This is a genomic window from Mariniphaga sp. (assembly GCF_041687215.1).
Classification (GTDB): Bacteria; Bacteroidota; Bacteroidia; order Bacteroidales; family Prolixibacteraceae; genus Mariniphaga.
The window spans coordinates 1-22,228 of the sequence record NZ_JAWLCI010000078.1 but is presented as its reverse complement, the minus strand read 5'-3'; the positions used below and the strand labels follow the sequence as shown (position 1 = coordinate 22,228).

General features: G+C 41.4%; 23 protein-coding genes. 11 read left to right on the top strand and 12 right to left on the bottom strand.

Annotation, left to right across the window (positions count from 1 at the left end):
- Nucleotides 1–171 precede the first annotated feature (171 nt).
- From metG to ACESMA_RS19260, 4 genes are all read right to left on the bottom strand, one after another.
- Nucleotides 172–2,205 carry a methionine--tRNA ligase gene (gene metG, locus ACESMA_RS19275; protein ID WP_372950501.1) on the bottom strand — a complete coding sequence of 678 codons (2,034 nt, stop codon included), beginning with the start codon at nt 2,203–2,205 and terminating at the stop codon, nt 172–174.
- 93 nt (nt 2,206–2,298) lie between these two features.
- Nucleotides 2,299–2,409, bottom strand: coding sequence for a hypothetical protein (locus tag ACESMA_RS19270; protein ID WP_372950500.1), 111 nt, complete (start codon nt 2,407–2,409; stop codon nt 2,299–2,301).
- 26 nt (nt 2,410–2,435) lie between these two features.
- Entirely contained in the window at nt 2,436–2,696 is a 261-nt protein-coding gene (locus ACESMA_RS19265; protein ID WP_372950499.1) for a type II toxin-antitoxin system VapC family toxin, read from the bottom strand.
- Entirely contained in the window at nt 2,696–2,932 is a 237-nt protein-coding gene (locus ACESMA_RS19260) for an antitoxin (RefSeq protein ID WP_372950498.1), read from the bottom strand. Before ACESMA_RS19260 ends, ACESMA_RS19265 begins: the two co-directional genes overlap by 1 nt.
- Before the next feature lie 32 nt (nt 2,933–2,964).
- Between ACESMA_RS19260 and ACESMA_RS19255 the strand changes: the two genes are divergently transcribed.
- The 7 genes from ACESMA_RS19255 to ACESMA_RS19225 are packed head-to-tail and all read left to right on the top strand — an operon-like array spanning nt 2,965 to nt 7,907.
- The gene (locus ACESMA_RS19255; RefSeq protein WP_372950497.1) at nt 2,965–3,672 is read left to right on the top strand and encodes an HAD hydrolase-like protein; all 708 of its coding nucleotides are present in this window, start codon (nt 2,965–2,967) and stop codon (nt 3,670–3,672) included.
- 12 nt (nt 3,673–3,684) lie between these two features.
- Nucleotides 3,685–4,908 (top strand): hypothetical protein, encoded by a 1,224-nt coding sequence (locus tag ACESMA_RS19250; protein WP_372950496.1) that lies wholly within the window; start codon nt 3,685–3,687, stop codon nt 4,906–4,908.
- Nucleotides 4,909–4,920: 12 nt separating this feature from the next.
- On the top strand, nt 4,921–5,850 hold the full coding sequence (locus tag ACESMA_RS19245; RefSeq protein WP_372950495.1) for an LD-carboxypeptidase: 930 nt from the start codon (nt 4,921–4,923) through the stop codon (nt 5,848–5,850).
- A gap of 14 nt (nt 5,851–5,864) precedes the next feature.
- Complete coding sequence (locus tag ACESMA_RS19240; protein WP_372950494.1) at nt 5,865–6,227, top strand: YraN family protein; 363 nt, start codon at nt 5,865–5,867, stop codon at nt 6,225–6,227.
- Between the two features lie 9 nt (nt 6,228–6,236).
- Complete coding sequence (locus ACESMA_RS19235; protein WP_372950493.1) at nt 6,237–6,590, top strand: MmcQ/YjbR family DNA-binding protein; 354 nt, start codon at nt 6,237–6,239, stop codon at nt 6,588–6,590.
- 13 nt (nt 6,591–6,603) lie between these two features.
- Entirely contained in the window at nt 6,604–7,683 is a 1,080-nt protein-coding gene (locus ACESMA_RS19230; RefSeq protein WP_372950492.1) for a C1 family peptidase, read from the top strand.
- Nucleotides 7,683–7,907: an RNA-binding S4 domain-containing protein gene (locus ACESMA_RS19225; protein ID WP_372950491.1), complete on the top strand. Its 225-nt coding sequence runs from the start codon at nt 7,683–7,685 to the stop codon at nt 7,905–7,907. Before ACESMA_RS19230 ends, ACESMA_RS19225 begins: the two co-directional genes overlap by 1 nt.
- Before the next feature lie 5 nt (nt 7,908–7,912).
- Here ACESMA_RS19225 and ACESMA_RS19220 read toward each other — a convergent pair whose 3' ends face one another.
- The 4 genes from ACESMA_RS19220 to ACESMA_RS19205 all read right to left on the bottom strand — a co-directional run bounded on the left by ACESMA_RS19220 (nt 7,913) and on the right by ACESMA_RS19205 (nt 11,134).
- A complete protein-coding gene (locus ACESMA_RS19220) occupies nt 7,913–9,547 on the bottom strand; it encodes a S41 family peptidase (RefSeq protein ID WP_372950490.1) in 1,635 nt (544 codons plus the stop codon).
- Entirely contained in the window at nt 9,548–9,991 is a 444-nt protein-coding gene (locus tag ACESMA_RS19215) for a deoxycytidylate deaminase (RefSeq protein ID WP_372950489.1), read from the bottom strand.
- Nucleotides 9,992–10,146: 155 nt separating this feature from the next.
- Entirely contained in the window at nt 10,147–10,644 is a 498-nt protein-coding gene (locus ACESMA_RS19210; protein WP_372950488.1) for an SPOR domain-containing protein, read from the bottom strand.
- 211 nt (nt 10,645–10,855) lie between these two features.
- The gene (locus ACESMA_RS19205) at nt 10,856–11,134 is read right to left on the bottom strand and encodes a hypothetical protein (protein ID WP_372950487.1); all 279 of its coding nucleotides are present in this window, start codon (nt 11,132–11,134) and stop codon (nt 10,856–10,858) included.
- Nucleotides 11,135–11,295: 161 nt separating this feature from the next.
- Between ACESMA_RS19205 and ACESMA_RS19200 the strand changes: the two genes are divergently transcribed.
- Together ACESMA_RS19200 and amrB are read left to right on the top strand one after the other, a co-directional pair.
- Nucleotides 11,296–12,423 (top strand): response regulator, encoded by a 1,128-nt coding sequence (locus ACESMA_RS19200; RefSeq protein ID WP_372950486.1) that lies wholly within the window; start codon nt 11,296–11,298, stop codon nt 12,421–12,423.
- Nucleotides 12,424–12,438: 15 nt separating this feature from the next.
- Nucleotides 12,439–13,866: an AmmeMemoRadiSam system protein B gene (gene amrB / locus ACESMA_RS19195; protein ID WP_372950485.1), complete on the top strand. Its 1,428-nt coding sequence runs from the start codon at nt 12,439–12,441 to the stop codon at nt 13,864–13,866.
- Here amrB and recO read toward each other — a convergent pair.
- The 4 genes from recO to ACESMA_RS19175 form a co-directional block, all read right to left on the bottom strand.
- The gene (recO, locus tag ACESMA_RS19190) at nt 13,856–14,584 is read right to left on the bottom strand and encodes a DNA repair protein RecO (RefSeq protein ID WP_372950484.1); all 729 of its coding nucleotides are present in this window, start codon (nt 14,582–14,584) and stop codon (nt 13,856–13,858) included. The genes amrB and recO overlap by 11 nt on opposite strands.
- Nucleotides 14,585–14,586: 2 nt before the next feature.
- The gene (locus ACESMA_RS19185) at nt 14,587–16,899 is read right to left on the bottom strand and encodes a hypothetical protein (protein WP_372950483.1); all 2,313 of its coding nucleotides are present in this window, start codon (nt 16,897–16,899) and stop codon (nt 14,587–14,589) included.
- 157 nt (nt 16,900–17,056) lie between these two features.
- Nucleotides 17,057–20,047, bottom strand: coding sequence for a hypothetical protein (locus ACESMA_RS19180; protein WP_372950482.1), 2,991 nt, complete (start codon nt 20,045–20,047; stop codon nt 17,057–17,059).
- Between the two features lie 56 nt (nt 20,048–20,103).
- Nucleotides 20,104–20,682: a non-canonical purine NTP diphosphatase gene (locus ACESMA_RS19175; protein WP_372950481.1), complete on the bottom strand. Its 579-nt coding sequence runs from the start codon at nt 20,680–20,682 to the stop codon at nt 20,104–20,106.
- A gap of 197 nt (nt 20,683–20,879) precedes the next feature.
- Between ACESMA_RS19175 and ACESMA_RS19170 the strand changes: the two genes are divergently transcribed.
- Both ACESMA_RS19170 and ACESMA_RS19165 read left to right on the top strand, forming a co-directional pair.
- Nucleotides 20,880–21,392, top strand: a complete 513-nt coding sequence (locus tag ACESMA_RS19170) for a hypothetical protein (RefSeq protein ID WP_372950480.1) — start codon at nt 20,880–20,882, stop codon at nt 21,390–21,392.
- Nucleotides 21,389–22,144 carry a nucleotidyl transferase AbiEii/AbiGii toxin family protein gene (locus ACESMA_RS19165; RefSeq protein WP_372950479.1) on the top strand — a complete coding sequence of 252 codons (756 nt, stop codon included), beginning with the start codon at nt 21,389–21,391 and terminating at the stop codon, nt 22,142–22,144. Before ACESMA_RS19170 ends, ACESMA_RS19165 begins: the two co-directional genes overlap by 4 nt.
- The last annotated feature ends 84 nt before the right edge of the window (nt 22,145–22,228 follow it).

Sequence of the window (22,228 nt, the reverse complement as noted above, 5' to 3'; positions counted from 1 at the left end):
TCAAAGCAGGTTAAAACAAAAATTCTTCAGCCAACAGAGTTGCAGTCCCGACTTCTCAAAATTGAAACATAAGTACGGTGTCCCATTGCACAAAACAGGGGAAGGCTTTTTTGTTGTATTTTATTCATCGGATAACATCGAGTCATCCGGTGAATGGAAGGACTTCAGTTTTTATTTCACCTCAGAACCATTCTTCACCTGCTGGTCCGGTGTAACAATTGACAAAGTTCCGTCGGCATTTTCGGCACACAAAATCATTCCCTGAGATTCAATTCCGCGTAGTTTTTTGGGTTCGAGGTTCACCAAAATGGAAACCTGTTTACCAATCAAATCTTCCGGTTCGTAATATTCTGCAATGCCCGAAACCACGGTGCGTTTGTCAAATCCGGTATCGATTTTCAGCTTCAGCAGTTTTTTTGTTTTGGCCACTTTTTCGGCTTGGATTACGGTTCCCACGCGAATGTCCATTTTCCCGAAATCGTCGAATTCGATGCTTTCTTTGGCCGGTTTAGCTTTGGCTTCGGCCAGTTCGTTGGCTTTTTTGGTGTTCAGTAACTTTTGCAACTGGGCTTCAATTACGTTGTCTTCAATTTTTTCGAACAGTAATTCGGGCGTGTTCACCTTATGATCGGCAGTCAAAAGGTCTGTATTCCCAAACTGGCTCCAGTCCTGTTTGCCGAAATTCAGAAATCCGCGCAGTTTTTCCATGCTGAAAGGCAGAAAGGGCTCCAGGCAAATAGTGAGGTTTGCTGTAATTTGCAGACTCACGTTCAGAATGGTTTCCACCCGTTTGGGGTCGGTTTTCCAAATTTTCCATGGCTCCTCATCGGCCAGGTATTTGTTGCCCAGCCGTGCCAGGTCCATGGCGTTTTTCAGCGCTTCGCGAAACCGGAAACTGTCGAGGCTTTTTTCCACTTCACTTTTTAGGATTGAAATGGCAGCCAGCGTTTCCCTGTCGTAACCCGAAAGTTCGCCCCGAGCCGGAACTTTGCCTTCGAAATATTTTTGTGTGAGCACCAGCGCCCGGTTCACAAAGTTTCCGAGGATGGCCACCAGTTCGTTGTTGTTCCGCGCCTGAAAATCTTTCCAGGTAAAATCGTTGTCTTTAGTTTCGGGAGCGTTTGCTGTCAGTACATATTTCAGCACATCTTCTTTTCCCGGAAATTCTTCGAGGTATTCGTGCAGCCATACCGCCCAGTTCCGCGACGTGGAAATTTTGTCGTTTTCCAGGTTCAGAAACTCGTTGGCAGGCACATTATCGGGCACATTAAAAGTACCTTCTGCTTTCAGCATGCAGGGGAAAATAATGCAGTGGAAAACAATATTGTCTTTGCCGATAAAATGCAGCAAACGTGTTTCGGGGTCTTTCCAGTATTTCTCCCATTCGGGAGTAAGTTCGCGGGTAGCAGAAATGTATCCGATGGGTGCATCGAACCAAACATACAGCACTTTCCCTTCGGCGCCTTCTACCGGCACGGGCACACCCCAGTCGAGGTCGCGGGTAACGGCACGAGGTTGCAATCCGCTGTCAATCCACGACTTGCACTGCCCGTAAACATTGGGTTTCCATTCTTTGTGGCCTTCCAGAATCCATTCGCGCAGCCAAGGTTCGTACTGGTCGAGCGGCAGATACCAGTGTTTGGTTTCTTTAAGTACCGGCTGGTTGCCGCTAATCATCGAGGTAGGGTTTATCAGCTCGGTCGGACTGAGTGAAGTTCCGCAGCTTTCGCACTGGTCACCATAAGCTTTTTCGAACCCGCACTTCGGGCAGGTGCCAATGATGTACCGGTCGGCCAGAAACTGCTGGTTTTCTTCGTCGTAATACTGCTCCGAAGTTTTTTCGATAAACTGCCCCTGGTCGTACATTTTTTTAAAAAATTCAGAAGCCGTTTTATGGTGGATTTCAGCGCTGGTACGTGAATATACATCGAATGAAATTCCAAAGTCTTTGAAAGATTTTTTTATGATTGCGTGGAACTTGTCAACTACGTCCTGCGGCGTAACGCCTTCGTTTTTAGCTTTCAATGTAATGGGTACGCCATGCTCGTCGGAGCCGCCAATGAGCAAAACATCTTCGTTTTTCAGGCGCAGGTAGCGCGCATAAATATCGGCAGGCACATAAACCCCTGCCAGGTGGCCAATGTGAATCGGGCCATTGGCATAAGGCAGCGCTGTGGTAATCAAAGTCCGTTTAAATTCCCCCATGTTAAATATCTTTTTGCTAAAAAATGGTACTTTTTTGATTAAGGGCACAAAGATAGTGGATTTGAGGGAAACAGTTGGATGGGTTTCCAAATATTAAATCCAGTTTTCAACCAATAATTCAGGGATTCTTTTGAATTCTCTTTCATTGTTTGTTACCAAAGTCAGATTAAGACTTATGGCATGTGAGGCAATTAATGTATCCAATGGTCCGATTGGAGTTCCTTTTTTTTCTAAATCAGCACGACTTTTCCGTAAATGATTGTTTGGTCATGCCCGAAATTAAAAATTTGAAGGGGAGTCAGAAATTTTTCGAGTGCATCCTGGTTTTTTATAGGGTTGGAACTTTTCATTACCCCATATTGAAGTTCTGCCAGAGTAATGGAAGATATTCCAATAGAGCCAAAAGGCATTTCCGTGAATTTTTTAAATACTTTTTCAGGTTTCTTCTTAATAATGTAAATGCAAATATTTGTATCCAGCAGGTATTCCATTATTCAAATGATTCGCGGGGTTGATTACCTTGCTGATTTCTTTCGTCCATAAAATCCGGGGTAAATAATTCCAGACTTTCAAATAGGTTTTGCCACGGATTGTGGTATGGAATAATGTGGATTGCATGACCGACTTTTTTCAGATAAACTTTGTCGTCATTTATCTTCATCCGGTTCGGGATGTTAATTGCCTGAAATCCTTTTTTATTTTTTATGTCAATAGTTTCGAATGCCATACTTATTTCAATTTTCTCAAAAGTACAAAAATTTGAAACATCAGGATTCATCTCACCTCTCATTTCCACACTTTTGTATCTTTGCCGGCATGAATAATTTTTCCCACATTATATTCGACCTCGACGGAACGCTATCCGACAATACGCGAGGCATTGCAGCCTCTGTAAAATATGCACTGGATAAAATGCAAGTAGATGGGTTTAACGGTAAGTTACCCGATGGATTTATTGGTCCGCCCCTGCAACATGGTTTCAAAAACCTGTTTGGGTTAAATGAGCGCAACACCCAACTGGCGGTGGAATATTTCCGCGAGTATTATTCCGTTCATGGTTTGTTTGAAAACGACCCTTATCCGGGGGTTTCTGAAATGCTGGAAGAGCTGCATTTTGCCGGGAAACAGCTTTTTATTGCTACTTCCAAACTGGAGAAGTTTGCGGCGCAGATTAGCGAACATTTTGGTTTCGATAAATACATTGTGCAATTGAAAGGCGCCGATTATAAAGGCGATCATGCCACCAAAACCACCATCATTTCACATTTGCTGGAATCGCGGCAACTGGCGCCATCCAAAAACATGGCGATGGTAGGCGATACGGTTTTCGACATGGAGGGCGGAAAGGAGAACGGCCTTACAACCATTGCTGTTTCTTATGGTTTTGGCAAAAGGGAAGAGTTGCAAAAAACCGATCCCGATTTTTGGGCAGATGATGTGGAGGAGCTTTTTCAAATTCTTCGGTAAATTTAAATTTGTATGAACAGATATTTTTTGATTTTAATCGTTTTGTTTCTTGGTTTTAATGCGTGTCAAAAGGAGTCCGGTGAACTTGATTCGCTGAAAAAATGGCTGGCAGAATCTTCCGGTTCAACAGAGGAATTGTTGAATCAGCCATTTGCACAGAAAAAACTTTCGAAACAAGAGGCAGAGGCTGCAATTCAATTGGTGTATCCTTTTTTTCAGAATAAATTAAAGGAAGAATTTTCCGGACAGTGGAACGACAGCACCCTGGTTTTAGGCGATTATGAACTGCAATTCAGGTACAAAAAGTTTGGCCAGAAACCGGCTGAGGGCTGGAGCCTGTATATTTCGATGCACGGCGGAGGCAATACACGGCCCGAAATGAATAACCGCCAGTGGCAAAACCAGATCGACTTGTACGAACCGGCGGAAGGCATTTACATGGCCCCTCGCGCTCCCACCGATTCGTGGAATATGTGGCACCAGTCGCACGTGGACGACCTTTTTGACCTGTTCATTCAACTGGCCGATGTGTTTGAAGGCATCAATACCAACCGGGTTTACCTGACCGGTTATTCTGCCGGTGGAGACGGTGTTTACCAGCTTGCGCCGCGCATGGCCGATCGGTTTGCCGCTGCCGCCATGATGGCCGGGCATCCCAATGACGCCTCGCCGCTGGGGTTGCGAAACCTGCCTTTTGCCCTGCACATGGGAGCTGAAGATGCGGCTTACAACAGGAACAAGGTGGCACAGGAATGGGGCGAAAAACTGGTTGAACTTCAGCAAAACGATCCACAGGGTTACATTCACGATGTGCAGATTCACGAGGGACTGGGCCACTGGATGGAGCGAAAAGATACTGCGGCTATTGAATGGATGGCGCAGTTTAACAGAAATCCCCGGCCCGAAAAAGTGGTCTGGAAACAAAGCAGCGTCACCCACAACCGTTTTTACTGGCTGGGTGTTCCGGCAGATGAGGCGCAAAAAGACGCCGAACTGGTTGTTTCGAGGCAAGGCCAAACCATTCGGATTGAAAAAGCAGAAAAGGTGAAAACCCTGTTCATTTTTCTGAACGATGAAATGATGGATTTGGACAAAAAAGTTACCGTTGAATTCGATGGAAAAGTGCTTTACAACGAAGTTCCAAAACGAACAATTTCAGCTATTTGGGAATCATTAACCGAACGAAATGATCCGCAGCAGGTTTTTTCTGCTCAAATTGAGGTATCTTTGATTTGAAAAAATTAAACTATGATTGTTCCACCTGCATTAAAACCCGGCGACAAAATCCGCATTGTTTCCCCGGCAGGGAAAGTGAAGGAAAAGTATGTGCTTCCGGCGGTGGATTGGCTTCTTGACCAGGGTTATCGGGTGGAGCTGGGTCGGCATGTTTTTGCCAGCCATTTTCAATTTGCAGGAACTGATCAACAACGTTTGGAAGACCTGCAAACAGCGCTTGACGACCCGGAAACGTCTGCTATCATTTGTTCACGCGGAGGTTACGGCACAGTGCGCATCATCAGCAAACTCAATTACGACGGACTGTTCAGACACACGAAATGGATTGTGGGTTTCAGCGACATTACCATTTTACATTCGTGCCTCAATCGCAACCGGATGGCCACCATTCACGGCGCCATGCCCCGCTATTTTTTCGATAAGGAAGGGCAGCCCAGCGAAAACCTGCAATCGCTGATGCAGTTGCTGACAGGAGGAGGAGCGTTCTACACGATTCCGGCTGCCAAAGGCGATCGGCAAGGAAAAGCGACCGGCGAACTGGTGGGTGGAAATCTTTCCATTATTTCGAGCATGCAGGGTACACGCTGTGAACTGGACACCAATGGGAAAATCCTTTTTCTGGAAGACATCGATGAATTTTTATACCACTCCGATCGGCTGATGCACCAATTGAAACTGAGTGGTAAACTGGATAACCTGGCCGGCCTGGTGCTTGGAAATTTCACCGACATGAAAGACAATGAATCGCCCTTCGGAAAGACCATCCACGAAATTGTTGCCGAAGCGGTGGAAGAATATAACTTTCCGGTGTGTTACGATTTCCCGGCGGGGCACAATGGAAAAAATCTGGCGCTGGCTTTTGGGCAACGCTGGGAACTCGATGTAAATGAACAGGAATCAACCCTGAAACTCCTTTCAGACTCTTTAACCTTTGAACTTTAAACTAAAAACTAAATTTGGCTTCAACAAAAGAAATAGGAGAAATTGCCGAAGGACTTGCACAGCAGTACATTTCAAAGCTGGGCTACAAAATCAAAGATACCAACTGGCACTACGGTCATCTGGAACTCGACATTGTGGCGCAGGACGGTGAGCAACTGGTGATTGTAGAAGTGAAATCGCGCAACGGAATTCGCTATGAACACCCTTCTGAAGCGGTTACAAACGCCAAAATCAAACGCATTGTGGAAGCTGCCGAGGCTTACATTTTTGAAAAAGACCTGCACACAGAAACCCGGTTCGATGTGATTACGGTTATCTTCTTCAAACAAGGCCATGAACTTGAACATTTTAAAGACGCGTTTTATCCTACCATGTAAAAAACTACCATGAACATAGAGGAACTCAGAGAATATTGTATGGCGAAAAAAGGAGTGACTGAAAGTTTTCCTTTTGATGAAAGCACACTGGTTTTTAAGGTCGCCGGAAAAATGTTCTGCCTCACCGATTTGGTGGACGATTTTGCGGTTGCGTTGAAAAACGATCCTGAAAAGAATATAGAACTTCGCGAACACTTTCCAGCCGTCAGGCCCGGCTATCACATGAACAAACAACACTGGAACACCGTTCAGATAGATGGTTCGATTTCTGATAAAATGCTAAAGCAATTAATCGATGAATCGTATTGGTTGATTGTAGCCAAATTGCCTAAAAAGGTAAAAGAAGAGTTTAAATTTGAATAAAAATATAAAGTTTATGAAGTTGTTGTCCTCATTGTTTATGCTGACCATTTTGTTTGTTTTGCCTGCATGGGCAAACGACGGCGCGGGCGGTTTTACCCTTCGCAAAGTAGTCGATCATTCTCCGGTTATCAGCCAGGGAAGCACCGGAACCTGCTGGAGTTTTACGGCAACCAGTTTTCTGGAGTCAGAAATTTTGCGAACAGGTTATCCCGAAACCGACCTGTCGGAAATGTATTTTGTGTACCACGCGTATATGAACAAAGCAAAAAAATACCTGCTTTTTCACGGAAATAACAATTTTGGGCAGGGTGGCCAGGCGCATGATGTAATGGATGTTTTGCGTGTGCAAGGAATGGTAACAGATGATGCTTTTCCCGGGAAAAAAGTGGACGACCGGCACCAGCATCGCAGTTTGGCAAAAGAACTTCGGGAAAAAGTGGATGAAATGAACAGTAACCGGAAGGATTTCAGTGTGGAAGAAATCAAAACCCTCGATTCTGTTTTGAAAACCCATTTGGGCGAACTTCCCAAAAAAATAAAAACCGGGAAAGGACGGTTTACGCCGGAAGAATTTCGTGAGAAGTTTAAAATCGATCCCGATGAATTTGTGGAACTTACTTCATATACCCACCACCCCTTTTACAAACCTTTTGTACTGGAAGTTCCGGACAATTGGTCGCACGCGTTGTATTACAACCTGCCCGTTGATGAACTGGTAGAAGTTATGATTCATGCGCTCGAAAACGATTTTACCGTTTGCTGGGATGGCGACACCAGCGAAAAAGCATTTAGTCATAATAAGGGTATTGCCGATTTGCCGGAAAATCAGAAAGGGAAAGTGACCCAGGAAATGAGGCAGGAAACTTTTTACAACCGCTCAACTACTGACGACCATTTGATGCACGTAGTAGGACTTTCAGAAGACGAAATTGGCCAATTAGGCTTTTATACTAAAAATTCGTGGGGAGCCGACAGCAACAATTTTGGCGGATACCTGAATCTTACTGAAGATTACGTTCGGCTAAAAACCGTGGCGATTATGGTTCATAAAGAGGCTATTCCTCAAAACATCAAACAAAAACTGAATTTGTAATGCACGAATTTATCCTCAACTCTGAATACATTGAATTGGTGAAGCTGCTCAAGTTGCTTGGTATTGCAGAAACAGGAGGCCATGCCAAAACGATGGTTGAAGCCGGTGAGGTTTTTCTGAATGGCCACCCGGAATTTCGGAAACGGGCCAAACTCAGGCCAGGTGATCTGGTTGAAGCTGGGGGAAAAAGTATTCGTATTATTTTGCCCGGAGAAAATGCATAATCTGGTTATCTGATACTGTCTTTTACCAAATTTTCAACCAGCAAATTTTCTTTCGAAATCTCTATTGCTTTCTGCATGGTATTATCAATCTGACGGATAATGGGATAGAAACCTTCTTCGCCAATAATATTCCGTGCAATATAAGCTTTTAGCTGGGTTTTAATAATGTCCTGCGATTGCTTCAATCCTTTGGCATCGCGTTGAATTCCTTTTTCCTGAGCGTAATTAACGAATTCATTCAAAACATTTTTGTTGTTCAGATAAGCATCAATTGCTTCAGCATTTTCAAATTGCGAAAGCGTTTCACGATTATTGTCTGCATAAGTATAAGCAAAAGTATAAATCAGACCTTTGCGATGAATTTTGTCGAAATATGCTGAATTTCCACTCGTGTCGGCTGGTACAAAAATATCGGGCATAATTCCGCCCCCACCATAAACTGTTCGGCCCGATTTGGTTTGATATTTCAATGAATCATTAAACTGAATACTGTCAGCAGACAACTGTTCCATGTGGCTAAAACGCGAATAAAGGTCGTGGAAATATTCATCATTTCCTTTTTCGTATGATTTTTGAATTGACCTGCCGCTTGGCGTATAAAACCGGGCGACGGTCAATCGGATGGCCGACCCATCCATCAGCGGAATTTGTTCCTGCACCAGGCCTTTGCCAAACGAACGGCGGCCAATGACCAGCCCGCGGTCGTTATCCTGAATGGCGCCGGCAAAAATTTCACTGGCCGATGCCGAAAATTCATCAATCAGAACGTACACTTTTATATCTTTCCAGGTATTTCTGCCCGAGGCATTGTAGGTTTTTCGCGGTTGGTTTAAACCTTCAGTATATAAAATGGGCTCACCTTTTTCCAAAAATTCATCAACAATTTGCAAAACACTGGAAAGCGATCCTCCGGGATTCTGGCGCAAATCAACAATCAATTTTTCAGCACCAGATTGTTTCAGTTTTAGCATTCCCTGCATAAACTCATTGTATGTTGATTCTGCAAAACGGTTTACTTTAATGAACCCGGTTTCTTCATTAATCATATACGAAACATCCACGCTGATGAGGGGAATATCGTCGCGGGTGATTTCAAACTCCAGTTCCTCATTGTAACCTTTTCTTACAACTCCCACATTAACTTTGGTGTTTTTTTCTCCGCGCAACAGGTTCAAAACGGTTGCATTCTGAACATCAACACCGGCAATCAGAGAGTCGTCAACGGTAATAATACGGTCGCCGGGTAAAATACCAACTTTACTCGAAGGTCCGCCGGAAATCACTTCAATTACACGAACCGTATCTTCCTGAATGGAAAACTGAACTCCTATTCCGGAAAAATTTCCACGCATTTCCTCCTGAACTTCCTGCATGTTTTGGGCTGGAATATAAGCCGTATGCGGATCAAGGTTTTCCAGAATTTCGGGTATGGTTTTTTCAATGATGTCGCTGGTGTTTACGCTGTCAACATAGCCACTTTCAACCAGCTTAAGAATTGTGCTAAGTTTATTCGGTTTTGCATGACCAATGGGGCTGAAAATGGGCTGACTGTTTTGCCGCAGCAGGTTTCCTATAACAATACCGGCAGCCACCGAAAGGGCTATCAGTAAAGGAATTATTATGAGTGTTTTTTTATTCATTTAATCGTCTTCTAATGTTTCCAGTTCCACTTGTTTAACTTCAATATTGGCTCTTTTAAGCAGGTTTATTCCATCTTCGAGCCGGTAGCTTTCTGTAAATACCACACGTTTTATTCCGGCCTGAATGATTAGTTTCGAACATTCGAGGCAGGGCGAAGATGTTACATAAAGTGTTGAGCCTTCGCTGCTGTTCCCTGATTTTGCCACTTTGGTAATGGCATTTGCCTCGGCATGTAAAACGTATGGTTTGGTCTTATTATTTTCATCTTCGCAAATGTTTTCAAAACCTGAAGGCGTACCATTGTATCCGTCAGAAATAATCATCTTGTCTTTTACAATTAGTGCACCAACTTGTCTGCGTTTGCAATATGAATTTTGAGACCAAATCATGGCCATTTTCAGGTACCGCTGGTCCAGTAGTTTCTGTTTCTTATCGTATTTCATTGTTTACCTACTAATATTTGTAGCCCAATTTTTAATTGGGTTACAAAGGTAATACTCATTTTCAATAAAATGTTCATTTAATGGCATGGGGAAAAATGTACGTAGCAAAAAAAAAGCCGCATAAATGCGACTTTTCCATTCATTTTTTTTTAGAACTAATCTTTAATCAATAACCAAACATCCGAATATTCAGGATACGTTTGGCGAATTTGTCCTACACGGGTTCGTGCATCATTTTCGCTCTGGTACGAATTTACACATACCCGGTAATAACCTGTTTCGCTGTGCAGAATTATTGGCGTAAAACCTTTGTTTAAAAGTGTTTCACGGTAATTTTTTGCGTTATTTAACTGACTGAACGAACCCAAAATAACAAAAAAGTTGTTGGATTCATTTTGCGACTTGTCTTCCTGTGTGGTAAACGAAACCTGCTCTTTGCGCATGGCAACAGGTTCGCTGTTTGTTTGCGCCGGTTCCTGTGTTACCTGTGGCTGAGCTTGTGTTTGTGTTTGTGTGTCACTTGCCGGCACGGTAAACACTTTTGGCTGAGTGGCGGGATCGGTTGTGTATGGCGATTGAGCCAGTTCTTTTTTAGATTTACACGAAGCAAAGGCTAAACCTAAAACAATTGCAACTAAAATTATACGGTTCATTTTTTTTATTTTTAAATCACATTAAAATTTAAACTCTTCAGGTATTCTCATTTTTACCAAATGTTTTTCCCTTTTTAAAAACTCAATTTTTTTTGAATTATTTTTTAAATATGAAGGCAAATATATGTAAAACCATGGCATCAAAGTTTGTTTTTGCCGTTAAGTTTTGCACAGACCCTTGTTTGCAACGGTACTTAACCGTTAATAAAATTTACCTTCTGGAGCCGGCGCCGCTTCCTCCAAAGAAAATCATTACACCAAGCAGAAATCCAAAGTCGTACCATCCCCCGGAATTGGGGAAAGCATATATTGAATAATCAGTAAACAGACTGGCAATAAAGCTGAAAAGAATGATAAAGCCATGTAATAAACCTTTCAAAAATCCGGGTGGATCAGAAATTTGTTCAACAGACTGGGTTGCACAACTTGTGATAAACGCTGTTGCAACAAAAAGCAGAAAAAAATAAAATAGCCGATTCTTTGAGTTCATTGGATACAGTTTTGAATTATCATTCGAATTTAATGGAAAATTCAACCAAATTGAATTTTGATTTTAAAAAACTGAAAATATTATCTGTTAGGTAACTGATTGAATTAGTATATTTGGATAATAAAGTGAAAAGATTTTTCCTGTATCAAATAAATGCATGAATGAAAGAATTAACGGAGAAACTACTGCGAAAGAAAAACCCAATTATTTTAATAGTAGATGATGTTCCCAGAAACATTCAGGTATTGGGTACCTTATTGAAAAAAACCGATGTTGAACTGGCAGTTGCCACAAGCGGGCAACAAGCTTTGAATACAGTGGCGCGCATTAAACCTGACTTAATTTTGCTCGATATTATGATGCCCGGCATGGACGGTTTTGAAGTATGCAGGAAACTGAAAGCGAACGAAGAAACAAAAAATATTCCGGTAATATTTCTTTCTGCAAAAAATGAAACCGAAGATATTATTGCCGGTTTTGAATTGGGAGCTGTTGATTACATTACAAAACCCATTGTTGGAATTGAGTTGCTTACTCGCGTAAAAACCCATTTGGCATACAGAGAGATAAAAATGCAGCTTGAAGAAGAGATGGTTGCCAGAGATAAGTTTTTTTCAATTATTTCACACGATCTTCATAGCTCGTTCGGAATTATTCTCAGTTTTGTACAGCTTCTGTCTAACAATAGAAATAGCATTAGTGATCAGGAAATCGGTGAGTTTCTGGGTGATATTGAAAACACTACCAAAAATTCGCTCGAATTACTTGAAAACCTTCTGGAGTGGGCCAGGTCTCAAAGCGGTGGAATCAGGTTCAATCCTGTAAAACTCAACCTGAGTTCAATTATTAAGGAAATTCTGAAAAGCTCGGGTGAAATCGCCACAAACAAAAAAATTAAATTGACCTCAACCGTAGGTTCGCAATTTGTTGTTGCCGACCGAAATATGCTGCTACTTATCTTCAGAAACCTTGTTTCTAATGCCATTAAGTTTACACCGGTTGGTGGGCAGATTTTTATTTCTTCAGACGTGTTGAACAATACCGTAAAAATTTCAGTGGCAGACAGTGGCGTGGGACTGGACCAGAGTAAAATTGAACAGCTTTTTAGAATTGATCAAAAAGTATCTACGCCAGGCACGCAAAACGAACAGGGAAACGGATTGGGTCTTATTCTTTGCAGAGAATTTATACTACATCACGGTGGCAAAATTGGCATTGACAGCATTCCGGAAAAAGGAACGACTGTTTGGTTTACACTTCCTTTAAAAGAGGATTTCAACTTGAATTAGAAAAAGTATTTTAAAATGGAAAATTCGGGGTTTGAAAAGTTAAAAAACAGAGAACCCTTTGTTGCAGGCAAGTTTTACCCCGGAACAAAAGGTAGCCTGAAAAAAGAACTAAGTGAATTATTTTCAGCAGCAAAAAAAACTGAAAAGCCTCAAAAACCTCCGCAGGCATTAATTTCTCCACACGCCGGATATGTATTTAGCGGAAAAGTAGCTGCCTCTGCATTTAATCAGATTCCCGAAAATACAACTTACAAGCGGGTATTTGTTTTGGCCTCCAGCCACCAGTTTCTTTTTGGCGGGGTCGCGGTTTTTATTTCGGGCAATTACAAAACGCCGTTGGGGAAAATAAAAGTTGACACTGAACTGGCCAGGGAGTTGATTGAATCGGATGAAATTTTCCGCGATTACAATGAAGCCCATGAGCATGAGCACAGTCTTGAAGTACAACTGCCCTTTCTGCAATACAAACTGAAAAACAAATTTTTACTGGTCCCGGTTATTTTGGGTACGAACAATCCGGCTGACGCAGAAAAAATTGCAAAAGCACTTGCCCCTTATTTCACGCCTGAAAACCTGTTTGTCATCAGTACCGATTTTTCACATTATCCGGAATATAACGATGCCATTAAAAATGATTTTAAAACCGCCGAAGCCATTTGCAGCAACAATCCCAAAAAGTTATTGAAAGTTTTGGACGAGAATAAACGGAAGAAAATCAGTCATCTGGCTACCTCACTTTGCGGATGGACTTCAGTTTTAACCTTACTTTATTTAACGCAAAATAAAAATCTGGAGTATATAAAAATTGACTATCAAAACTCTGGCGATGCTGAAATGTATGGCGATAAAGACCGTGTTGTGGGTTACTGGGCCATTGCAGTTTATGACAAGGGAAAACCGTTTTTTGTTTCTGAAGAGGAACAGAAGGAATTGCTTGATAAAGCCCGGAATTCGATTATTCATTTTCTCGAAACCGGAAAACGGAGTTCTCCTGAACCTCCGGCAACCAGCGGAATTTTAAAGCAGTGTGCAGGAGTATTTGTGAGTGTTTACGTTAAAAATGAACTACGCGGTTGCATCGGCAACTTTGCCAAAGACGAAACACTAAACGACCTGGTGCAGCGTATGGCCACATCAGCAGCCTGCGATTACCGATTCGAAAACCTGCAAAAAGATGAATTGGATAATTTGGAGATAGAAATTTCAGTATTGGCCCCTTTAAAAAAAATAAAGTCGGTTGATGAAATTGAACTGGGGAAACACGGAATTTACATTAAAAAAGGATTGAATTCAGGGACGTTTTTACCCCAGGTTGCACAAAAAACCGGATGGACGCTGGAAGAATTTTTGGGGCATTGCGCTCGTGATAAAGCAGGATTGGGCTGGGACGGCTGGAAAACCGCCGAACTTTTTACGTATGAAGCGGAGGTGTTCAGAGGCTGAAAATTTCGTGCAACACTTTAAGCGACTTAATTTCTCCCAGGTGCTCAAAATGCAGTTGATAATATTCGGTAAGTTTCGATGTGAGGTATATTCTCATTTCCCGCGAAATTTTTAATTGTCCCAGTTCGTGCAGTTTTAGTGAAGATAAGTGAATAAGTTTTTCTGTGGCTTCTTTATGAAAGAAAAAAGGGTGGGGCGGTTCGTGAGGTACCACGGCTCCTTTGCGCATATCGAACCAGTCTTCGAAACCGGTTTTTTTTGTATCTGGAAAAAATCCCAAATATTCGGTAAGCCGAAATAAAAACCATAAGTGAAAGTTAGCCACTCCAACTTCAGCCAAGTCGAAAAAGAGCAGGGAATTTTGAATAAACTCGAACATTTCCGGCGCGCTTTCCTGTTCGCGCAGAGTTTTTCCAAGTATTTCTGCCAGGAAAATGGCTTGTGTAGATTTGGTAACATCGAAAGGAATATTCTGATAAACGGGCTGGTTTTTAATTTCTTTAATGCGCTGCACTTCGCGGGTATCTTTTTGGTAGGCTACCAAGTCAACCAAAAACAGGGGCTGCAAAAATCCGGTTTTGTTTTTCGTCTTTTTACCGTGGGAAACATTTGAAATGTAAGCCTGGCGGCCAAATTCTTTCGTATAAATATTTATGATTACAGCATTTTCGCCGTATTTAATGGAATGCAGGATAATTCCCTGGGAAGCGACCAGCATGCTTAGTTGATAAAAAGTAATTTTTCAATATGCGTTTCCTCGCCAAATTTATCGGAGCAAAACACCAGGTAAACTCCTGTTCTTACCCGGTTTCCATTCAGGTTTTTACCATCCCAAACGGTTTGCCCGCCCAGCGAAGTTCCCTGGTAAACCAGGTTTCCGCTGATGTCGGTAATTTTTACATCGGTGTCTTCAATAAGTCCTGTTATGGTAACCGGACCGTCCCAGGTTTCGCGCACCGGGTTCGGGTAAACATAAACCTCGGCATAAGTTTTTTTCCCGCCAATGGCTTCGCCCATATAGGAAACAAGCCCTTCGCTGGTGCCAAAGAAAACTTCGCCGTTAATCTGGTTAATGGAAATATCAGTAATATTATTTGAAAGCAATGGACTGTTATCAGTAGTAAAATGTAAAATTTCTTCCTCACCATTTTCTGAAACAAGGTAAACGCCCGAGTTGGTTGTTCCCAGCCATTTTCGGTTGGCTCCGTCAACTGCAATGGCTGTAACTGTTTCGGTTTCAAGCAGCGGGTGGTAAAGTCCGTCTCCCAAATCGAGACTGGGTTGAATGGCATAAAATGTTTCAGCATCCCAAATGCGTCCCGGGTTGTTGTAAACCGCAACACCCCTTGATGTTCCAATCCAGATGGCCCCGTCCAAATCTTCGGCAATACAATAAGCATCATTCATTCGATTGAATTCTTCATGAACACCATTGTTGAAATATGATGTAATTAGCAGCCTTTTTTTGCTGGCGGCAGATTTGTCCACAACGTAAGCATCGTTACTGCTTGGTAGCAAAATCCATTTATCGTCGTTTTGGGTAACCAGCAATTGCCCGATGCTGAACCTGTTGGCAATTTCAGGCAGCGCAAATGATTCCCAATTTCCGTCGGGAGTTAATTTCACCAGATTTTTGGCCACTTCAGAATTGGTCATCCACAGATTTCCTTCCGAATCGAAATCCATACCTCCAATTCGAACATAAGGCTCGTCGGGTTGCTGAGGCAAAGCTGTCTCCAAAATGCTGTTGTGATTGGTATAACGTTGAACAAAAGTTTCGTTTCTGTATTCAAGCAGTCCGCCTCCCCAACTGGCAGCAAAAAAATGATTTTCATCTGAAGGATTAACGGCTATTTTTATAATGTTGAAAAATCCATCCAATTCCGGGTTGTCTTCTTTTGTAAAATGTTGCCATTCATTGTTTCTGAGCCGTTGAAACCTTGGTCGTTCAAATCCTCTCTTGTTTCCGGGAGCAATCCACAACTCATTTTTCGACTGGGTTAAGGAGAATATTTCGTTACTGATTGGCCCGGGAAGATTAATGGATTCATAATTTTCGTCTGAAATTTTCACCAGCGATTGGTCCGTGTCGGCAACCCAAACCGAACCGTCAGCAGCCACTCCAGCGCTTTTGGGTGTAATGGGCGAAACCTGACTGTCGTTAAACAGATATTTATCAATCCTTTTAACCAGCGTATGTTCTTCGTTAATAATAAAAACAACATCCCGGCTTGCAATTGTTAGTAAATTTCCGTTAACCTGCATGTCAAACGCAAACCTGATTTGAGGTAAATAAAGTTGCCAGGTGTCGCCGTTTAAAATGTACATTTTATCTTCGTACCACTCTTCGGGTGTGTAATTGGCAATAATCTTCCCGCCAAAATTTACCAAATGGTTGAATTTGTTAAAATTGCGGGGTATGTTTTCAATGCGCGACCAACTGTTGTAATCCAGTAAATTGGTTCCGTTTTTGTCGGCTCTGAAAATTCCCGTATTGGTTGCTGCATATAAATAATTGGCATCTGATTCTGTGTCGTTTACATTCAGGTTAGTCCCGCCCTGACCAATTATATAGGTGTCTTTTACTTCCTGTTTTTCAAGGTTTAAAACCACAATGCCAAAACTGCACGACAAGTAGGCCTCATTTTCATAAAATGATATACGATTGATATTTTTTCCGGCTATTTGTTTTCGTTTAATATCGGAGAGGTTTTGAATTTTATTGTCATATACTAAATCGATGTTGCAGTTATTGTAAACAACAACCAACACATTATTTTCGGTACTGTACGCAATGGTTTTAATTCCAAAATCAGAAAGTTGTGAAATGCCCGAGAACTTGTTTATACTGTTGTCTTCCAAATCGTAATACATCAGTCCGCCCTCGGTGGCACAGTAAATTTTATTGGGTGCAACGGCAATTTTTGTGGCGTTTACAAACGATAAATAATCCTGCCAGCTTCCTTTTTCCCTTTGGGCAAAAGAGAAGAACACTGAAAATAATACCACGACTGTTAATACAATTTTTTGCATTTTCTTTTTATAGATGAACTGTTTTTGAGGCTCTTCCGACTCTATCCGAAATAAGCTCCATTTTAAAACGATTGCCCTGAATATTTATTTTAACCGGCAACCTTCCGGCAAATTTAAAAAATCAGTTTGTTTCATCCGTTTTTCCGGTTACAATTAATTATTCTGAAATCCCGAACTTTATTTTCAAATTATCAATTTGAAATTGCGCTTTGTTTTTATTCCAGAAATAAACCCGAATAACATCCCTTTCCTGCAAATCAGGGTTTTTAACCGGGAAAGCTACTCTGTACCATTTTCCCGGTTCGCGGGCAAACCGGTTAATTTTTGAAATTTGGTAAAGATGTGTTTCCCCATCCCTGATCGTTGTTAAAACCAGTAAGGCTTCTTTTACCTCTTCTTCAAATTGAAAATCAGATAGAACAGTAATTTTTTCCAGGTTTAGCAATTCTTTATCAACCGGAATTTCAACGGTAGTTCCCCATTCACCGTTTACATCGTAAAAATAACTATGGTTGCCCGTTTTACTATTTTTTCTGATGCGCCACGGTTCTTTTTTCCATTCAGGGGAATCTTCCGGTTCAAAATCACGAAAAATCGCATAGTGTTGATTTTCATTGTTTTTTTCAAGCAGCAAATATCCTGAATTACGGACTTTCTTCTGCTCGATAACTTCAGGATAAAACGAATAAATCAATTCAAAAAGTTCATTGCTGATAAAACCATTCTGCCAGCCAAATCCAAAAAAAGTGGATTCAGATTTCATCAGAAACTGGCTGAGCTCAGGAATGTTCGTTTTTTCATCCACAAAAAATACGGTATCGGCAGAAGTTGAATTTTTTAGTTCGTTCAGATGAGTACTAACCAGAATATTGATGTCGTCATATTTTTCTTTCCACTGTTCTGTTTTTTCGGCTATTTCAGGCGCCAGACCAAGTTTGTTTTTTTTGTAGAAATAGCGGTTGATGAAACTTCCGGCTAAAAAAAGAACAGCGCCGGAAATTACAATAACCAAAACCTGCTTTTTACGTTCCGGATTTTTTTTGATGAAATAAAAAATGGAGAACCCAATCAACATGAGAAATACAGCGCAACTAAAACCGAAGGCAATTATGACCAATGGATTTTTGTATTCAAATCGAACAGTATGTTCTCCCGTTGGAACCAAAACTGCCATGTGAGCGAAATTGCTTTTCAGCAATTCCTGTTTTTCCCCGTTTACAAAAACATTCCATCCGGTAAAATAATTTTGCTGGTAAACAAGCAGTTGCGGATGAGTGGTGAGCGTTTCAATTTCGATTTGTTTGGGAGAAAAATCGCTGATTGTCAGCAAATCGTTTTTGTCTGAACCAAAAATATTTCCCTTCAATTTTTGATAATCTTCCTTTGCCAAAAATACGGTGTTCGATTTGAAATTTTCAATGGCTGAATTTTCCCTAACATCATTTGAAAAATACACAACAGGTTCTTTTTTAATGGCTTCCAGCAAGTTGGGATGATTGTCGGAAAGATCAGCGTATCCGTCAAGTTTGAAGGAAACCAGTCCGTCAAAAGTTACTTTTTTCGGAAATACATTATTGTTCATCCAAATGAATTCGTTTTGGGCGTTTCGGTCAGAGTTTTCTCCAATCGGATTCAATTCCGGCACCGGAAAACCTTTGGGCGACGATTTCAGATATTGATGAAATTTTACCGGATTAACTTCACTAACTACCGTATAATGAATGTTGAGTTGGGTTGCAATAATTCCATCTGAAATAAATAAAACAAGAAGTACCGTTGCAAAATGTTTGTTATTTTTAATTTTTAGTGCTGAAAAAATAAATGCCAGTAAAATGAGTAGCTGAATAGTTCCTTGTAAAATAACAGCATCAAAACGTTTGGCTTCCAAAATTTTTCCGGTGAAACTTTTGCCTTCTTCGAAAAACACAAAGTCAACAATTTTGGTAACTGCATTTCCAACTAAAATCAACAGGAAAACCATTATCAAGCCTGAAATGATTACCAGTCGCCTGCGATCAATCTGGGCGAAGGCATTTATTTTCAAATTAATTCCTGCAAAAGCCAAAAATCCGAAAATGGTAAATGCCCTGAAAATGCCGGGATACTGGAACATGTTCATCAGCGGAAAATAGCGGTACAAAAATTCGCGCAGGAAAAACCGGTCGCCAAAGGAAACCAGCAACGAAATAATTCCAAAAAATAAAATAACGTAAGATTCTTTGTACCTGACTTTTTTTGTGACGGCAAACAGGAACAATACCAGACTGATAATTCCCCAGTAGCCGTTCGACATGGAAGCATCGGTTTCAAAAAACTGTGCATCGGCGCCTGTTGCCATGGGCAGCAAAAACGACAAAACCGATTTTATAGAAAACGGATGTTTGTGGGCAAGTTCCAAAGTTAACCCACCGTACCGGCTCAAAAACGGCGCACTCTGAAAATAAGCCACAATTAAAACCGCGCTGAAAAGAACCACAATTCCGGCCAAAAACGAATTATAAATCAGCGCTTTTTTCAGGTAGCTTTTATCAGTTCGGTTAGCAACCAAATTGAAAATAAAAATGCACAGGAGAAAATATCCTGTAATTATGGTTAGTCCGGGATAGCTGGCGTAAACCATGAGAAAAAGCGAAATGGCCAGTTGCACCAGATTTGGCCGGTTGAATTGCCGGATGAATTTAAAATAGCTTCCAAGCAAATAAGGCAAAATGGCGTATCCGGCAACAAATGCCAGGTGCTGGGCATTACCGACAGTTAACCCGGAAAGCATGTACGCAACTGAAAGACCAAGTGAGATTTTTTGGTCAGAATCAAATTGTTTCAGAAACCAGAAAAACGAAACTCCTGCAATAGAAATATAAACCAGAAACATGAACTGCAGCGTAATATTGGAATAGCCGAACAAATTTCCCACAATCCAGAATTCAGGATTAAAAACCGAAACCAGGTCGGCAAAAATGGGCGTTCCGTAAAGCAGGTAGGGATTCCAGAGCGGAAATTGGTTGTTCAGAATCGATTCCGAAAAAAAATAACGCGACGGTAAAAAGGCATCCACAAAATCCCATTTCATGCCGTTTTGCAAAAAGGCAACCTGCCAAAATGCAAGGATGGTCACCAAAAACAGAAGCAGGATTTCTTTTTTCTTCATGCGTTGCCTGATTTCATAAAACGAAAGTAGTTAAAATCAGGAATACTGTTTGCCGGCTAAGCCAGTGTTTTCAAATATTCCACCAGTTTTTGCACTGCCCGTGCCCGGTGGCTGATTTTGTTTTTCTCTGAAAGATCCATTTCAGCAAAGGTTTTGTCGTAACTGATGGGTAAAAATATGGGATCGTAGCCAAAACCAGAACCGCCCCTTTTTTCTTTGGTGATTTCCCCTTCCACAATCCCTTCAAACTGTTTTTCATTTCCATCCAAAACCAGCGAAATAACGGTACGGAAGCGGGCTTTGCGGTTTTTTTCATTTTCCAGGTTGGCCAAAACCTTGTCCATGTTGGCCTGCGGATCTTTGGTTTCGCCGGCATAACGCGCTGAATAAACTCCCGGCTCTCCATTCAGCGCTTCAATTTCCAAACCGGTGTCGTCAGCAAAACAGGAATAGCCGTATTTTTCATACACAAAAATAGCTTTTTGCCGGGCATTGCCTTCCAACGTCGGCTGTTCTTCCGGTATTTCTTCAAAACAGCCAATGTCTTTCAAACTCAGCAATTCAAAATGATCCCCCAAAATGGACTGTAATTCTTTTAGCTTGTGTTGGTTATTTGTTGCAAAAACTAATTTCATATTCTTCGTTTTGCGGTAAAAATAGGGAAAAAATTATAGAAAGTCGGCCAATTAAAATGGGGTGTATTATCTAATAATTAGATTTTAGAAGATATAAAAAACATGGATTTCTCAGGTTCGTTAGTAAATAAATTCGCGATTCGCGAATCGCGAATTAAAAATCTTTTGTATATTGTTCGTTCGTAAAAGAGAATTATATGAAGAAACACAGCGGAATGCGGCCTCACGATATTGTTATTTTATTAAAAATAGCAGCCAGGGGAAATCGCGAATGGCTTATGAAAGACCTTTCGTACGAATTGGGTATAAGCGCGAGCGAGGTAAGCGAAAGCCTTAACCGGTCCGCCATTGCCGGGCTAATATTTCCGGATAAAAAAAAGCTGATGAAATTGGCTTTGCTGGATTTTCTCACGTTTGGTCTGCGTTACGTATATCCGCAGAAACCGGGTGCGCTGGTTCGCGGTATTCCAACGGCGCACTCCGCACCACCACTGAATAATGTAATTGTCAGCGAGGAACCTTTTGTATGGCCTTACGGAGAAGGTAAAGTACGTGGACAGGCTATTGAACCGCTGCATCCCAAAGTCCCGGAAGCCTGTCTAAAGGATGCTGAATTTTATCAGCTTATGGCATTGTGCGATAGTTTGCGGGTGGGAAAAGTCCGCGAAAAAAATATTGCCATCGAAGAATTTAAAAGAAGGATTCAATGAAGAACACCCTCTTTAATAAACAAGCCGTAAAAACCATAGCAACTGCACTAGGTGAATTAAATGCGCAGGTGGTTTTTGTGGGTGGCGCCGTGGTGAGTTTGTATATTGACGATCCTTCAGCCGATGATGTTCGTCCCACCAAAGACGTGGATATCAGCCTTCACATAGCCACTTTTTCTGAACTGGAAAAAATTCGTCTGTCGCTCACAAAGAAAGGATTCTTTCAAACATCGGAAGACAATGTAATTTGCCGTTTCCGCTTTCAGGACATTAAAGTGGATGTTATGTCCACACAGCCAGTAGGATGGGCGCCTGCAAACCGCTGGTTTGAGCCTGGTTTCCACCATTTGCAAACCGCGCAACTCGATGAAGTGCAAGTAAAAATTCTAAGCCTGCCCTGGTTTTTGGCAGCCAAATTCGATGCATTTTATGACCGTGGCTTCAACGATCCAAGAACCAGTCAAGATTTTGAAGATATTGTTTACTTGTTGAATTACACAACAAATCTGGAAAAGATAATTCTGAAAGCAGACGCTGATGTTCAACTTTATCTGAAGGAAGCATTCGAAACCATTCTTGAAAATCAAACTGTGCAGGAAGCAGTTGTCGGAAATTTATATTATGAAGACCAGATAAAACGGTTTAATAAAATAATTCAAATGCTAAAAAATATTATTCATAACCTTCACTTAAAAAAACACCGTATAACATTTTATCATCCAAAAGGAAGTAATCAATTAGTTCTACTTTGACACATTTATTGTTTTGAATAACAGAGGCCTATGTCGTATTGCCGTTTTATGTGGCGTTCCTTTAGTTGCCTGAGCAAGCGATCT